13 protein-coding genes are annotated in these 15,571 nt (G+C 70.4%); 7 read left to right on the top strand and 6 right to left on the bottom strand.

The annotated features are described in order from the left end of the window. The first annotated feature begins 7 nt into the window (after window positions 1–7). The 3 genes from Q0C41_RS07520 to Q0C41_RS07510 all read left to right on the top strand — a co-directional run bounded on the left by Q0C41_RS07520 (window position 8) and on the right by Q0C41_RS07510 (window position 4,266). Complete coding sequence (locus tag Q0C41_RS07520; protein ID WP_291982429.1) at window positions 8–598, top strand: GNAT family N-acetyltransferase; 591 nt, start codon at window positions 8–10, stop codon at window positions 596–598. Between the two features lie 9 nt (window positions 599–607). Further along, complete coding sequence (locus tag Q0C41_RS07515; protein WP_291982427.1) at window positions 608–3,496, top strand: UPF0182 family protein; 2,889 nt, start codon at window positions 608–610, stop codon at window positions 3,494–3,496. 107 nt (window positions 3,497–3,603) lie between these two features. Next, entirely contained in the window at window positions 3,604–4,266 is a 663-nt protein-coding gene (locus Q0C41_RS07510; protein WP_291982425.1) for a hypothetical protein, read from the top strand. Window positions 4,267–4,414: 148 nt separating this feature from the next. Here the strand turns inward: Q0C41_RS07510 and Q0C41_RS07505 are convergent, their stop codons facing one another. Together Q0C41_RS07505 and Q0C41_RS07500 are read right to left on the bottom strand one after the other, a co-directional pair. Then, window positions 4,415–6,025, bottom strand: coding sequence for a hypothetical protein (locus Q0C41_RS07505; RefSeq protein WP_291982422.1), 1,611 nt, complete (start codon window positions 6,023–6,025; stop codon window positions 4,415–4,417). Between the two features lie 27 nt (window positions 6,026–6,052). Then, on the bottom strand, window positions 6,053–7,720 hold the full coding sequence (locus tag Q0C41_RS07500; protein WP_291982420.1) for a hypothetical protein: 1,668 nt from the start codon (window positions 7,718–7,720) through the stop codon (window positions 6,053–6,055). A gap of 23 nt (window positions 7,721–7,743) precedes the next feature. Here Q0C41_RS07500 and Q0C41_RS07495 point away from each other — a divergent pair, with 23 nt between their 5' ends. Further along, complete coding sequence (locus tag Q0C41_RS07495; RefSeq protein WP_291982418.1) at window positions 7,744–8,802, top strand: LD-carboxypeptidase; 1,059 nt, start codon at window positions 7,744–7,746, stop codon at window positions 8,800–8,802. A gap of 72 nt (window positions 8,803–8,874) precedes the next feature. On the opposite strand, the gene Q0C41_RS07490 is transcribed toward Q0C41_RS07495, so the two are convergent. Continuing rightward, the gene (locus Q0C41_RS07490; protein ID WP_291982416.1) at window positions 8,875–9,249 is read right to left on the bottom strand and encodes a response regulator; all 375 of its coding nucleotides are present in this window, start codon (window positions 9,247–9,249) and stop codon (window positions 8,875–8,877) included. A gap of 261 nt (window positions 9,250–9,510) precedes the next feature. Continuing rightward, on the bottom strand, window positions 9,511–10,818 hold the full coding sequence (gene glnA, locus Q0C41_RS07485; protein WP_367079175.1) for a type I glutamate--ammonia ligase: 1,308 nt from the start codon (window positions 10,816–10,818) through the stop codon (window positions 9,511–9,513). A 203-nt stretch (window positions 10,819–11,021) separates the two neighbouring features. Here glnA and Q0C41_RS07480 point away from each other — a divergent pair, with 203 nt between their 5' ends. Next, window positions 11,022–12,008 (top strand): PDZ domain-containing protein, encoded by a 987-nt coding sequence (locus Q0C41_RS07480; protein ID WP_291982412.1) that lies wholly within the window; start codon window positions 11,022–11,024, stop codon window positions 12,006–12,008. Between the two features lie 82 nt (window positions 12,009–12,090). Beyond that, window positions 12,091–12,405, top strand: coding sequence for a hypothetical protein (locus Q0C41_RS07475; RefSeq protein WP_291982411.1), 315 nt, complete (start codon window positions 12,091–12,093; stop codon window positions 12,403–12,405). On the opposite strand, the gene Q0C41_RS07470 is transcribed toward Q0C41_RS07475, so the two are convergent. Next, on the bottom strand, window positions 12,383–13,621 hold the full coding sequence (locus tag Q0C41_RS07470; RefSeq protein ID WP_291982410.1) for a GAF domain-containing protein: 1,239 nt from the start codon (window positions 13,619–13,621) through the stop codon (window positions 12,383–12,385). The two genes, Q0C41_RS07475 and Q0C41_RS07470, sit on opposite strands and share 23 nt — an antisense overlap. A gap of 96 nt (window positions 13,622–13,717) precedes the next feature. Between Q0C41_RS07470 and Q0C41_RS07465 the strand changes: the two genes are divergently transcribed. After that, window positions 13,718–14,608 (top strand): diacylglycerol kinase family protein, encoded by an 891-nt coding sequence (locus Q0C41_RS07465; RefSeq protein WP_291982408.1) that lies wholly within the window; start codon window positions 13,718–13,720, stop codon window positions 14,606–14,608. Here Q0C41_RS07465 and Q0C41_RS07460 read toward each other — a convergent pair. Next, window positions 14,605–15,519 carry a hypothetical protein gene (locus tag Q0C41_RS07460; protein WP_291982406.1) on the bottom strand — a complete coding sequence of 305 codons (915 nt, stop codon included), beginning with the start codon at window positions 15,517–15,519 and terminating at the stop codon, window positions 14,605–14,607. The genes Q0C41_RS07465 and Q0C41_RS07460 overlap by 4 nt on opposite strands. Between the last annotated feature and the right edge of the window lie 52 nt (window positions 15,520–15,571).

Here is a 15,571-nt window from a genome sequence, read left to right as displayed (position 1 = left end):
GGTCGCCGTGCGGGCCCTCCCTGCCAGCCACATGCCGTTTCCGCTTCGCCTGCACGAGCACCTGCCGCTGCGCACCGCGCGGCTGGTGCTCGTGCCCCTCGACCTCTCGCACCTCGATGCGCTGGCGGCGATGCTGGCCGACCCCGTCGTCATGCGGCACTTCCCGCGCGTGATGACCCGGGTCGAATCCGAGCAGTGGCTGCGCCGCACCATCGATCGCTATCAGCAGCACGGCACGGGCCTGCTCGCGGTGCTGCGCGCGGATGACCGCGGTGGCCGCCCGGAGTTCCTGGGCGACTGCGGACTGCAGGTGCGCGTCTTCGGCGGCGAGACGCACCTGGAGCTCGGCTATCACTTCACGCGCCAGGCCTGGGGCCACGGGTATGCGACCGAGGCCGCGCGCGCCTGCGTGACGCTCGGGCTGCGTCATGGGGCGATGGCCGAGGTGGTCGCGCTCATCCGGCCGGAGAACGGCGCCTCGCAGGCGGTGGCCAGGCGCATCGGGATGCGGCCCCGAGGGGCGGTCCTGCACGCGGCCCTGGTCCACGACGTGTGGCACATCAGCGCCGAGCCCATCGCGGGAGACACCCTACAATAAGGGCTCCCCATGGCCATCCGAGACATTCCCCGCGCACCGCTGTTCGCCCTCGGCGTCTTCCTGTTGATGGCGATCCCGTCGTTTGCGGAGTTCTACACGGATTGGCTGTGGTTTGCCGAGGTCGGCTACCGGCCCGTGTTCCTCAAGTCGCTGACGGCCCGCTCGGCGATGGGCAGCACCGTGTTCGTGGTGGCCGGGCTCTTCCTCGCCTTCAATCTCTTCGTCGCGCTCAGCGCCGTGCCCCTGCGCAACATCGTGGTCGTCACGCCCGAAGGACCGCGGACGATCTCCCTGCAGCCCCGGCGGCTGCGCCCGGTGGTGTGGCTGGCCTCGGGTCTGCTGGCGCTGCTGCTGGCCGGCTACGCCTCGTCGGGCTGGAGCAGCTACCTGGCGTACACGCAGGCGGTGCCGTTCGGACAGGTCGATCCGGTGCTCGGCTACGACGTGTCGTACTACCTGTTCCGCTGGCCGTTCCTGTCGTTGCTGCAAGGGCTGTTCTTCTCGATGTCGCTGCTGGCGGTGATCGCGACGGCGGCGGCCTATGCCCTGGCCGGCAACCTCGGGCTGCGCATCGGGCGGGGTGTGTTCATCACGGAGAGCACGCGGCGCCACCTGTCGCTCCTGCTGGGCCTGCTGCTGCTGGCGCTGGCCTTCGGCGACTGGCTCGAAATCCCGCAGCAGCTGTTCGAGCCGTCGGGCATCATCACCGGCCCGTCGTACACCGACGTGCACGCGCGGATTCCGGCCCTGCGGCTGCTGGCCGCGGTCGGCGTGCTCGGCGCCGTGCTGGCGGTGGTCCAGGCGTTCAGCGTGCGGTTGTGGCCGATTGCGATGGCCGTCGGCGGCTACGTCGCGATCTCGCTCGGCGGCAGCGTGTATGCCACCTTCATCCAGCGGGTCTACGTCGCGCCGAACGAGCAGGTGCGCGAGACGCCGTACATCCAGCACAACATCGCGGCGACGCGCGCGGCCTTCGGGCTGGACACGGTCGAAGAGCGGCAGCTCTCGGGGGACGTGACGCTGACGCGCGCCGACCTCGACCGCAACGCCGACACCATCGACAACGTGCCGCTGTGGGACCACCAGCCGCTGCTCGACACCTTCTCCCAGATCCAGGAGATTCGCACCTACTACGACTTCGTCTCGGTGGACAACGACCGCTACATGATCGATGGCCGCTATCGGCAGATCATGCTCTCGGCCCGCGAGCTCAACTCGGAGAGCCTGCCGAACCGGACGTGGATCAACGAGCAGCTGACCTTCACCCACGGCTACGGCCTGACCCTCGGCCCGGTCAACGAGGTGACCCCCGAGGGGCTGCCCATCCTGTTCATCAAGAACCTGCCGCCGGAGTCCTCGGTGGACCTCAAGGTCGACGAGCCGTCGATCTACTTCGGCGAGCTCTCGAACGATCACGTCTTCGTCCGGACCAACACGAAGGAGTTCCACTACCCGTCGGGCGAGGACAACGTGTTTGCCGAGTACAAGGGCGATGGCGGCGTCTCGGTGGGGTCGTTCTGGCGCAAGCTGCTGTTCGCCATCCGCTTCGGCTCGGGCAAGGCCCTGCTGTCGGACGACCTGCGCCCGGACAGCCGGGTGCTCTACTACCGCCGCATCAGCGAGCGCGTGCGCAAGATCGCGCCGTTCCTGACCTACGACCAGGACCCGTACATGGCCATCGCCGATGGCCGCCTGTACTGGATCCAGGACGCCTACACGACGAGCAACCGCTACCCGTACTCGCGCGCGGTGACCAGCGCGACCAACGCGTCGATCACCGGCGGCGGCACCAACTACATCCGGAACTCGATCAAGGTGGTCATCGACGCCTACCACGGCACGACGCGGTTCTACCTCGTCGATCCGTCCGACCCGATCGCCCAGACCTACGCCCGCATCTTCCCCGGCCTGCTGCTGCCGCTGGACGCCATGCCGGCGTCGCTGCGCGCGCGCCTGCGCTACCCGCAGGACATCTTCGCGCTGCAGGCCCACATGTTCGCGACCTACCACATGCAGGGCGCGGCGGTCTTCTACAACAAGGAAGACCAGTGGGAGGTGCCCTCGATCGACATCGGCGACCAGCCCGTGCGGATGGAGCCGTACTACACGATCATGAAGCTGCCGGGCGAGCAGGGCGCCGAGTTCATCCAGATGCTGCCGTTCACGCCGCGGCAGAAGGACAACCTGGCCGCCTGGATGATCGCGCGCAGCGATCGCGAGCACTACGGCAAGCTGGCCGTCTTCCAGTTCCCGAAGCAGAAGGTCGTGTTCGGTCCGCGCCAGGTCGTCGCGCGCATCAACCAGGACCAGGCCATCGCCCCGCAGATCACGCTGTGGAACCAGCAGGGCTCGCAGGTGATTCAGGGCACGCTGCTGGTGATCCCGATCGAGGAGTCGCTGATCTACATCCGGCCGCTGTACCTGCGCGCGTCGGGCGGCCAGATCCCCGAACTCAATCGCGTGATCGTCGCCCACCAGGACCGCATCGTCATGGCCGAGACGCTGGCCGAGGCCCTCGACCGCATCTTCCCGGCCGATGGATCGACGCCGCCGACCACCTCGGTCGATGCCGCGGCCGTCAGGGCCGCCGACCTGCTGCTGGCCAACGCCCAGACCGCCGGCACCGCCGCCGCGCCGGGCGAGACGCCGGCCAGCGCCACGGGTGCCACCCCGGTCCCCGGCGCCTCCGGGACACCCGCGCTGCCGGCGAGTCCGCAGCCCACGGCAGGACCGCAGACGACCGACGCGCTCGTCCAGCAGGCCGAGGCCGCCTACCGGCGCGCGATGGATGCCCAGCGTGCAGGTGACTGGGCCGCCTACGGCGAGCAGATCAAGCTGCTTGGCCGGACGCTCACCGAGCTGCGCGACGCCGAGCGTCGGCGCCAGACCAGGCCCTGACGTCGGCCGCGCCCGATCGGCGCAGCCTTTGCAATCTTCCTGACCGCCGCGCAGTTCCGGCGCGGTTTCCTGCTCGTCCATGGGCAGGAGGTCAGGGAGGTTCTTACATGCTCCGTATCATTCGCGCGTCCGCCCTCATGACGGTCTGCGTCCTTGCGCCCACGGCGCTCCTCGCCCAGGAGCCGGCCGTCGGGGTGCGTACATCTTCCGCATCGCCAGTCGCGGCGCCGGCCGTCAACAGCCCGTTCGAGACGGGCACCGCCTTCTCCGCCGCAGTGGTCCAGGGTCGGCGCGGCCGCAGCGCCGGTCCCAACATCGGCGCCGTCGGGCTCGGCGCGGTCGGCGGCCTGACCGAGTTCGAGATCGGGCCGAGCTTCCGGTACTGGGCCAACGAACGCTTCGGCGTCCAGGCCCATCTCGGCTTCGGCGGCGACAGCGACTTCCTGGGTGACGACGTCCAGTACCTGCGCTTCGAACCGACCTTCATCGTGGCCATCGGCGACTTCGGGAGCGACGCCGTGAACGTGCGTCCCTACGCGGGCGGCGGCATCCGGGTCTTCCGCACCGACATCGGCAGCTTCGACGACACGTCGGTGAAGCCGGCGGGCGTGGGTGGGGTCGAGGTCGGCTTCCGTGGCGCGCCGCGCCTGAAGGTCAGCGGCGAGTTGAGCGTGTCGGGCGAGAACGATCTGGACGACTTCAACTTCGGCAACGGCCCGTCGATCGGCGGCGCCCGCGTCTCGGCGCTGCTGCACTACTTCTTCGACTGACGACGGGTAGGGCCCGCTCTCCGAGCGGGCCGTCAGCGTCAGCGTCGTCGGCATTGGTGATGGGAAATGCGGTCGTGACGGCCGGTTCGGAGAACCGGCCCTACCCAGCGGCGGGCCCTACCCAACGCGGGCCCGCGGCCCTGCCCGGCTACACGTCGATCGTCAGGCCATCGAAGGACCGGAGCGCGAAGCGCACATCGGCTTCCGGCAACAGGTCGCGCAGTTCACGCAACAGCGCCACCGCGACCGTCTCGCCCAGTCGCAGCCCGGCCTCGGCGTCACTGCGCCACTGCACCCCGGCGAAGGCACGCCCGAGCGCCAGGTTCCACGCGAGCTTGTCGAGCTCACCCCCGACCGTGAGCGGCTCGTCGACGGGCTGCAGTTCACGGCCGTCTGCCGACGGCGCGACCGCATCCGGCAGCACCCACTCCTCCGCGTAGTAGGCCTTGAGCACCGTCACCATGGCCCCGGCCGTCGCCGCATGCGCCGCCGGGTACGCCGGGTGCAGCGGGGCGCCTTCAGGCCAGGCCGTCGGCAGCAGGCACGCACCCGTGCGCCGGCGCATCTCCTCGAAGCCGTCCGACTGCACGAAGCGCGCATCGGGCCACGCTGCGACGGGGGCGCCCGCCACCGCCGCCTCGAGCCGCCCGCCCAGTTCCTCGGGCCGCAGCCGTCGATGCACCACCCACTTCTGGAACCAGGCGGCGCGCAGGGCGTGCATGGCCACCCGCGACGCGAGATCGACGATGAAGGGCAGGCCGAAGGTGACGTATCCCGCCTGGTTGCGCGACCGGACGTAGGGGTGACCCTCGGTGACCGGCGCCCGCAGCGACTCGAGCAGCAACGCCGCCTGCACACCGGCCTGCCCGGGGTAGTCGGTGCGGGTCCAGGTCGCGAGGTCGCGACCGCAGCAGATGTGGCGTCGGCCGGTGTACGTCACGTCGCGGACGGGCAGGTGCCCGTTCTGCGAGGCCAGCCACTCATCCCACGTCGCGAGGAAGGTCTCGCCCGAGGTCTGCGCCGCGACGCGAGGCGACAGGACCTGAGCGCCCATGGGCACCGGCCGCAGCAGGAATTGCGAGACGATCGGGCCGGGAACCGCGCGTGCCCCATGGACCCGCGCCAGGAGCGTGCCGGCTGTGGTCTCAGCACCGGCGCGGGTCAGGTCGGCCGCCGCGCGCGCGACGAGCGGGTCCTCCGCATAGCGCGCAAACGGCACGTCCCGCAGCAACGCGAGCCAGTAGGCCTCGACCGCCTCGGTCGCGAATGTCGGCGTGTCCCACATCGGCGGATCCGGAACGCCGAGCATGGCGGCATCCAGACCGTCGAGGGCGAACGCGAAGGCCGCCTGGGGCGACACGAGCCGGCGCACTCCCCCGAGCGGCACGTCCTCGAACCGCGCCTGGCCCGTGCCTGCCGCCGCGCGCGCGAGGGCACGATAGGCCTCGGGATCGACGATCCCGTACGCGTCATGCGGCAGGCCCTTGCTGAACATCGCCAGGAAGGCGGGCACACGCGCCTCGTCGACGCGTCCGTCCTGCGGCGGGGTCCGGGCGCCAGCCGCCGCATACGCCGCCTTGACCCGCAGGTCGTACGCCTTCAGCCGACGCGGCTCAGCCGGCAGGATCGGCAGGGCCTCGTCCAGCCACGAGGCGCGCTCCCCCATCGCCAGGCCGTGCGCGGCCGACGCCCCGACGCCCGGCATCACACCGGCGGCGCCAGCGGCCACGAGTCTGCGAAGCCAGTCCCGACGATGCATGGCCGGATCAGAGTAATGCAGAGAGGCTCAGCGGGGCTCGATCAGGTAGATGCCCACGGGGTAGTCCGGGTCTGGGAAGCGTCCTAGAAACCGCAGGCCAGGCGTGCCGCGGAGGCGGGCGTCGAGCTCGAGATAGTCGGCCGGTTCGTAGCGATCCTCGTGCACGACGATGTAACGGACGTCGCGGCTGCGCAGCGCCGTGAGACTCTGGCCGCGCGGGAACGCCACCATCGCCCCCAGCAGATCGAGATAGGGTGTCGGGTAGTAGCCGCTGTAGCCGTTGGCCATCGGGTGGCCGTGCGTGCGGCCGTAGAAGCTCCACTCGGCCTCGTGGTGCGGCAGCGCGTTGGCGCGGGCCATAGGCAGATCGACCACGACCCCGGCCGGCTGGTCGCGCAGCCAGCGGGCATACATCGGCGCGCGCTGCACCCACGGGTGCAGCGGCCCGATCCGCGAGGCGTACTCCACCCCGAGGCCGAGCACCAGCAAGACCCCGGCGACGTGACGGAGCCATCCCGCGCGCAGGCGGGCCAGCAGATGGGCCGCGCCGAGGCCCGCGAGGACGGCGATCGCCAGGGCGACGACCATGCCGAACCGCGACGGCGCGCGCAGTCCGCCCAGCGGTGGCACCAGAGTCAGCATGACGCGATAGATCGGCGTGTGCGTGCCCATGGCCAGCACCGCCGATAGCACGAGCATCGCGGCGTACATCCACAGCACGACCTGCCGGCGGGCCGACCAGACCCCCACCATGCCGAGCAGCAGGGCGATCGCGCCCGGCCAGAGGCGACCTTCGGGACCGCCGAACGCCGCGGTCCGCCCGTAGATCTGGTTGCCCTCGGGTGCCGAGATGAAGCTGCCCGCCGTCGCACTCCAGGTGTCGATCTCGTCCGCCCCCCGACCGCCGAACGTCGCCTGATTGGCCCGATACGGCGCGCTGTACACCCCCAGCACCGGAGCCGTGACGACCATGCCGACGACGAGGGCGGCCGCGATGCGCGTCAGCGGCGCTCGCCCGCGCGCCAGCAGCAGCAGCGGCGTGACGCACGCCAGCGTCACTACGAGGAAGACCCCGTAGTAGATGCAGCTCAGGAACTGCGCGAGGACGAACACGCCGAGCCACACGCCGTCCCGCACACGGCCGCCCTCCACCGTGCGATGCAGCGCCCAGCAGGCCAGCGGCATCCACTGCGACCACTGGAGCTCGAGGTGCATCACGTGCTCGACCCGATACGGCAACAGCCCGAAGATCGCCCCGGCGATCACCGCCGGCCAGAACGGCGAGGCGTCCCTCCCAGCGAGGAGGTCGCGTACCAGCAGATACATGCCCAGCGCCGACAGCCACGGCCCCAGCAGGAGGACGACGTTGGACACGGGCAGGATGGGCGCGCCCGCAGCCAGCGCCGGGAGCGCGACGAGCCCCTGCAGCAGCACGGCATCGGAGTACGCCAGGACGCGCTGTGCGGGATGGAAGATCGGCGGGTCGAACAGCCTGGCCGGATCGGTGGTCAGCGCCTCGGTGATCCACGACAGGCGCCACATGTTGAAGAGCGTGTCGTGATGCCCGTGCGCATGCGTCAACCACTGGACGGGCTGGGGCCAGAACACCACGACCGTGAGGGCCGCGAAGATCAGCCCGGCCGCCAGCCATTCGAGTCGTGGGGATCCCTCCAGGCCCTTGCGCGGCGCACTCACGCGAGCAGGGTACTATCTCGCCCATGTCGAGCACGCGCCGGGAGTTCCTGCAGCAGTCGCTCGTGGCCCCCGCGGTCACGGCGGGCATGGTCACGCAGCCGGTCGGCCTGCCGCGCGCCCCCACCGGCGGGGCCATTCGCAAGCCACGTCGACTCACCCCCGGCAGCGTCGTCGGCGTCGTCGATCCGGCCTCGGCGACGTGGGACCCGGTGGACGTGGACATCGTCGTGGAGTCGCTGGCGGCGCTGGGGCTGAAGGCGAAGCTCGGTGCGCATCTGCTCGATCGGCGAGGCTATCTGGCCGGCCGTGACGAGGACCGGGCCGCCGACGTCATGGCGATGTTCACCGACCCCGAGGTCGACGCCGTGCACGCGCTGCGCGGCGGCTGGGGCTGCGCACGGCTGCTCCCGCTGCTCGACTTCGAGGCCATCGCCCGTCATCCGAAGATCCTGCTCGGGTACAGCGACATCACGGCCCTGCTCCTGCCGGTGTTCGCGCGCGGCGGGTTCGTGACGTTCCACGGCATGAACGGGGCCTCGGAGTGGAACCGGTTCAACGTGGACTGGTTCCGCCGCGTCCTCATGCAGGGCGAGGCCGTGACGATGACCAACCCGCTGCAGGCCGGCGATCAGTTGGTGCCGACCGAGAACCGGATCCGGACGATCACGCCGGGCCGCGCGCGCGGTCGTCTGCTCGGCGGCAACCTGACGGTGCTGACGACGATCGTCGGATCGGGACTGCTGCCGGACTTCACCGATGCGATTCTGTTCGTGGAAGACGTGCAGGAGGCGCCGTACCGGATCGACCGGATGTTCATGCAGCTGAAGCTGGCCGGCATCCTCGATCAGGTGAAGGGCGTCATCTTCGGCCGCTGCACCAAGTGCACGCCGGGCGAGGGCAGCTACGGGTCGCTCACCATCGGGGACGTGCTCGACGACTACCTGAAGCCCCTGAAAGTGCCGGCCTGGGAAGGCGCGCAGATCGGCCACATCGACCGGCAGTTCATCATGCCGATTGGCGTGCCGGCCGAGATCGACGCCACGACGGGCACGATCCGGCTGCTCGAGCCGGCGGTCGCGTAGCGAGTCGCAGGGTGCCGCAGGCGTCGACCTTCAGCCCCAGGGTTCGTAGGCGTCGACCTTCAGGTCGGCGCATCAGCCTTCGGCGTGCTTCGTGAGAAGCGCCCGGACCTGCTCGCCGAGATGCATCGGATCGAACGGCTTGGCGATGACGCCGTGCGCGCCGGCCGCGAGGGCTTCCTCTTCGGCCCCCTCGTGGGAGGCGGCCGTGAGGAAGAGGATGGGCACCCTGGTCCAGGCCGGGTCGGCCAGCAACTGACGACAGACGTCGATGCCCTCGAGGCCCGGCATGTTCCAGTCGAGGATGAGCGCGTCGAAGGCCGTCTCGCGGGCCGCCGCCAACGCAGCGACGCCGTCCTCGACCACCGCCACCTCGAACCCGGCGCGGCGCAGCCCGAGCCGCGCCACCATCAGGATCGACTCGTCGTCGTCGGCCAGGAGCAGGTGCATGAGCAATTGAGGCTCATTTCACTGACATTCACAATGCAAAATGCAGCGCGGGGCGAGGCGCTGGGTAGGGCCGGCTCTCCGAGCCGGCCGTCATCGTCAGACCACCGCTACCGTCACGCACCTTGCGACCACGAGGGACACGATCACGACGGCCCGTTCGGAGAACGGGCCCTACCCACTGACGCTGGCCCCGCGAGCGCTCTACCCGGAGATGGCGGAGTTGGCCCCGCGCGTCATTTTGAATCTTGAATTTCGAATTGCTCAGTAGACCTTCAAATACCGCTGAATCTCCCAGGCGCTGACCTGCTGCAGGTACTCGAACCACTCGCGGCGCTTGGCTTCGATGAAGTGCTCGAAGATGTGGTCGCCCATGGTGTCGCGCATCAGCGCGCTGCGCTCGAGCTGATCGAGGGCGGCGTCGAGGTTGTGCGGCAGCTCGTCGATGCGCAGCGACCGGCGCTCGCGCTGCGACATCTTGAAGATGTTCTTGCTGACGGGCGCGCCCGGATCCAGATCGTTGTCGATGCCATCGAGGCCAGCCCGCAGCATCGCGGCAAAGGCGAGATAGGGATTGCAGGAGGGGTCCGGCATGCGGAGCTCGATCCGCGTCGCCGCGCCGCGCGGCGCCGGGATGCGGATGAGCGGACTGCGGTTGCGCTCCGACCAGGCGATGTGGGTGGGCGCTTCGTAGCCCGGCACGAGCCGCTTGTACGAGTTGACCAGGGGATTGGTGATCGCGCAGAACGCCTCGGCATGCTGCAACAGGCCGCCGATGTAGTTCATGCACGTGCGGCTGAGCTCGAACGGGCCATCGGGATCGTGAAAGGCATTGACGCCGTCGCGCGCCAGCGACTGATGCGTGTGCATGCCCGACCCGTTGACGCCGAAGACGGGCTTGGGCATGAACGTCGCGTGCACGCCGTTGCGGCGCGCCACGTTCTTGACCACGAACCGGAAGGTGCTGACGTTGTCGGCCGCGGTCAGCACATCGTCGTGCCGGAAGTCGATCTCGTGCTGGCCCCAGGCGGCCTCATGGTGCGAGGCCTCGACCTCGAATCCCATCTGTTCGAGCATCAGCACGATCTGGCGACGGACGTCCTCGCCCTGGTCGACGGGCGTGAGGTCGAAGTACCCGGCCGCATCGTGCGTCTCGGTGGTGGGCTCGTCGTCGCGCGTCTGGAAGAGGAAGAACTCGGCCTCGGGCCCCGCGCTCATCGTGAATCCACGGGCACGAGCCTGCTCGATGGCGCGCTTGAGGGTCTGCCGCGGACACCCGGCAAAGCCGGTCCCGTCGGGGTTGGTGATGTCGCAGATGAGCCGGGCCACCTTCTCGCCCGACGGGTCGGTCCACGGGAAGATGCGGAACGTGGAGAGATCGGGCGTGAGGAACATGTCCGACTCCTCGATGCGCACGAAGCCCTCGATGGACGAGCCGTCGAACATCACCTTGCCGTCGAGGGCGGCCGCGAACTGCCGGTCGGGGACCTCGACGTTCTTGATCACCCCGAGGATGTCGGTGAACTGCAGTCTCAGGAACTTGACGCCGGCCGCCTCGGCCTCGGCCAGGATTTGCTGCTTCCTGGACGCCTGGGCCGGGTCCTGCACTTGTTGACTCAAAGTGTTCTCCCTGACGTGTCGCCTGCGTACTCCGGACCTGTCCGGAGTCTGTCACAAGTGTAATCCGCAGCGCGTCAACCTTCCGGAACCCGCTCCCGTCTCACGTCGCACAGACGGACCACTCGGCGAGCGGTCCCTCCCAAGGAGAGTTCGACATGCAGACCCGATTCTGGCTGGCCAGCGCCGCCACCGTCGCCCTCGCGGCGACTGGCGCCCTCGTCGCGGGCACCATCTCCCTCCACGGCCAGGCCCCGCAGGCCACGGCCCCCCAGCGCTCCGGCCCACCGCCCGAGTCCGACGCCCTGCTCGACCACGAGGCGCTCGCCAGAGAGATCCGCGAGGCCGTGCAGACGGCGCAGGACGCGGTCAAGGACATCGACGTCGAGGTGCTCGTCGCCGACGCGATGCAGGGCGTGCCCGACCTGGCGCTGCTCGGTGGCCAGCCCCGCCTCGGGGTGCAGACGCGGGACGTGACCGCCGACGAGGCCAAGGCCGCGGGGCTGACCGGCATCACCGGCGCGCGCGTCCTCGAGGCCCCGGCCGCGTCGGCCGCGGGCAAGGCCGGGCTGCAGTCCGGGGACATCATCGTGACCGTGGACGGCGAGACGATCCGCAGCGCGCGACAGCTCGCGCGGGTGGTCGCCGAGTCCCCCGAGGGACGCCCGCTGACGCTCGGCTACGTCCGCGGCACCTCGACGCAGACCGTCACCGTGACGCCCGAGCTGCGGACGGCACGTGCGCTGCCCCGCCCCGAGCCCCGGGCGTTCTCCTTCCGGTCCGGGCCCGACGTCCGGTGGCGCGGCGGGCGCGGTCGGCTCGGCATCATGGTGCAGCCGCTGACCGATCAGCTCGCCTCGTTCTTCGGAGCGAAGACCGGCGTGCTGGTGACGCAGGTGACGCCGGCCTCCGCGGCGGCCACGGCCGGCATCACGGCCGGAGACGTGATCACCGAGGTCAACGGCAAGCCCGTGGGCGACACCAGCGACATCCTCCAGCATCTCCAGGGCCTCGACGATGGCGCGGTCGTGCCGGTGACGGTGGTGCGCGACAAGCGGGCGCGCACGATGTCGGTCACATTGACGCCACCGGCGGCCACGTCCGGCAGCCGTCCGGCGGCGCGCGTGCTGCGGTTCACGGCATAGGACTCACGACGGGCGAACTTCCGTCCCCGTCCGTCCGTCTACCTTCGACATCGGTGAAGTGTCTTGTTCGAGGAGAGTGGCCGTGACGTGTTCCGTCTTGCGCGTGGGAATCGGCGCCTGTCTGCTGGCGGTGTCCACCAGCACGCACGCCGCGACACCGATGACCTTGCCCTTCGGGGACATCGGCCCGCTCGGGACCGCTGCAATCGACCTCCCCGTGCCGCCGCCACCGCCGCAGGTGGCGCGGCCGGACGTCACGCAGATGCGGCTGATCATCAAGCCGCAGCCGGTGCGCGGGTGCGACCCGGACGAGCCGCGTCGGGCGACGGATCGCCGTCAGGCCACCTCGGGGCCTGACGCGCCCGTCGCGTCGGCTAGGCCGACTCGGTGGGGATGAGCACGGCGAGCTGCGCCGCCACGATCTGCGCGAGCGCGCGGGTGGCGACGGCCGCTTCCCGGCCGTGACGAATCTCGGCCGCGAGCACGCCGACACAGCCCTGCGGCACCAGCAGGGGCACCGCAATGGCGCCCGGCGCCGTGTCCGTCGCGTCGACGAACTCGGTGACCGCCCCGCGCCATGCCGCCGTCGTCGGGTTGTCGGTCTCCCGCGTGAGGGTGGGAATCCTGCGCAGCGCTTCTTCGGGATAGCCGTACGTCAGCAACGGCTTCAGTGACTTGCCGGCCGCATCGGTCACCCACACGATCACCCCGGAGGCGTCGAGCAGGCGCGCCGCCCGGCCCAGCGCATCGCGGAGTTCGTCGGCGTCCTTGACGCGCGCCAGGTCTGTGCAGACCCGGGCCGCGGCGTCGAGCGTCTCGTCGGAGAGCCCCGCCGAGGCCGCCACGGCCACGGGGGTCGCGCGGCGTGACGCTTCCACCACGGCGGGGACCGCGGCGATGGGAGCCGGGGTGACCAGGTCGACCGCGGGCGCGGCCACCGCCACGGGGTCCAGGCGGCCCGGGCGCTCGTTCAGGTGCAGCGACCCCTCGGGGGCGTGCAGTTCGACCTCGGGGTCGTCCTTGCGGCCGGTCGGCAGGAGCAGCAACGACACGAGAATGCCGGCACCGGCCGCGGCGCCCGCGATGATGTACTGCAGTCGCCGCTCGTCGTAGCCGGTGCGGGCGGGCCCGACCAGCGCGGCGTGTGCCTGCTCGACGCTCGTGCGGATGACCCCGGCCGTCTTCAGGCCGTCCTCATAGACGGCATCGGCCGCCATCAGGTCGGTGCCGTTGACCACGAAGCTGCGGATCCGACGGTCCACACCCTCGTAGACCTTGAGCGCACGATCGGCGGCGTCGAGCGCCTCGATGGCGGCGGGCTGCTCGTTGGCCTGCGCGCGCAAGGCGGCGAGACCCTGCGTGAGACTGGCCATCGCCTCCGCGAACTTCGCTTCCCAGAAATCGAGGCCCTGGCCCTGCGCAAGATAGGCCTGCTGCGCGGTGCGGGAGTCGTCGATGGCGTGGCCGATCTGATCCCGGACCGCATCCAGCGTGTCCTGCTGGCGCACTCCGTCGAGGCGACGATTCTCGAGCGCCTGCAGCTGCCAGGCCGCCGCAGCCACGCCGACCACCAGCAGCAACACCAGCGCAATCCGGACCGCCGGGCGTGTCATGTGTGCAGGACTCCCGTGTCGCTCCGGCCAGACCACGCATTCGGATGCATTCGGTCGGTACTATAACAAGTTACCGGGGCTGGTACTCTCACCACCTTGACCGTCGACCTCATTGTCAACCCCGCGTCTGGACCTGCCGTCAGGCGCGTGCCGCGCGCCGATCGCGTCCGCTTCGTAAGCCATCTGTTGCGGACGCACGGCGCCACGACCATCCGGGCGACGGAGACGCGCGGCCAGGGCGACGGCACCCGCGCCGTTCGCGCCGCCCTGGAGGCCGGCACCGACCGTCTGGTGGTCTGGGGAGGCGACGGTACGCTGAACGAGGTCGCCGCGGGCCTGCTCGACACCGGTGTCGCCCTCGGCATCATCCCGGGAGGGTCAGGCAACGGCTTCGCGCGGGGCCTGGGCCTCCCCCTGGACGTCCAGACCGCCGTGGAGGTCGCGATGCGCGGCAAACCGCGCGACGTCGACACCGGACGCGTCGATGGGCACGCCTTCCTCAACGTCGCCGGCGTCGGCCTCGATGCTTCGGTGGCGGCGCGCTTCAACACGCGCAACCTCCGTCGCGGCCTGGTGCCCTACATCACGTCGATTCTCATGGAATGGCGCACCGCCGAGCCCCACAGGTTCAGCCTTCGCCTGGACGACGCGCTGCCCCTCGAGATGGAGGCGCATCTCGTCGTCGTCTGCAACGGCCAGCAGTACGGACATGGCGCGCGTGTCGCACCCGCCGCCGCCTTCGACGATGGCCTGCTCGACGTCGTCGCCGTGCCCCACGTGACGCTGGGACGGATGGTGCGCCATGGGTGGCGGCTCTTCAACGGCACGCTGCCGTCGGTGCCCGGCGTGTTCACTGGTCGGGCCCGTCGCGTCGCGATCTCGCAGGCGACGGCCCTCCCGATTCATCTGGATGGCGAGGTGATCGGCGCGGAGACGACGCGGACGTTCGACGTGCGTCCGCGCAGCCTCCGCGTGTCCTGTCCCTAGCGACGGCGCCGCGGCACGGCCTGCGGCTTCAGGTCGACCACGAAGCCGCCACTGTTGTCCCCCACCTCGTCGTCATTGACCCCGAGGAAGAGTTCGCCGGTGGCCGGCATCGGGACGACGACCTGGTTGCCGATCCCGAACGGCGCGCCGTTGCCGATGCGGCCGATCAACGCGCCGGCGAGGGCACTCGGCAAGGGCGCGCGATCGGCGGCCCGACGGTTGTTGGCCGCGCCCGCGGCCGAGGCGCGGTCGTCACCAGCCGTGCTCAGCTGCACCTCACCCTGCACCGAGAAGATGACTGTCTGGCCCTCGGTCACGCGGATGCCCGTCGACGTCCACGGCTGATTAGCCGCCACGCGGACGCCCGAAGCGGAGGCGGGCATGGTCAGGCCGGTGGTGGCCGCACCGGCGGCCGCACCGGCGGCCGGGGTCGACCCGCCCGGGTACTGACCGAGGTAGACGCGTCCGATCTGCTCGGCCGCGACCCGACGCTCTTCCCCGGCGCTTGTCCTGAAGACGTACACCCGACGGTCGTCCGGCCGGTTCGAGCCGACGCCGCCTTCGATGTCGACCAGTCGCCCCTGGATCAGCTGGCTGTTCCGCATGACCAGCACGTGGTCGGCGCCTCGCGCGGGGCCGGTCTCGGTGTCAGGCAGGCCCTGCGCGCCACCGACGTAGTCGATGAGCGCGACCTGGCCGACCGGAAGTTTGCGCTGGTCGTTCTGGCTGACGCGGACGAAGAGCGTGCCGCTCTCGAGATCTTCGAGGCGACCGCTGACCCGTTCCCCGGATCGCAGCATCACCGTGACATCGTCGGATCCCTGGGCGAGGGCTGGGCTGGCGCCCAGCCCGAGTGTCGCGAATGCCAGCGCGGCCGTGGCCAGGTGGTCGAGACGGAAGTAGGTGCTCACGTGTCCTCCTCTGCGGTCGTTCATGCGAGAAGGAACTGCAAGCACGGGGCCA

The sequence above is a fragment of the Luteitalea sp. genome (assembly GCF_022842525.1).
Classification (GTDB): Bacteria; Acidobacteriota; Vicinamibacteria; order Vicinamibacterales; family Vicinamibacteraceae; genus Luteitalea.
The sequence above is the reverse complement of the archived record's forward strand: the minus strand, read 5'-3'. Positions and strand labels throughout refer to the sequence as shown.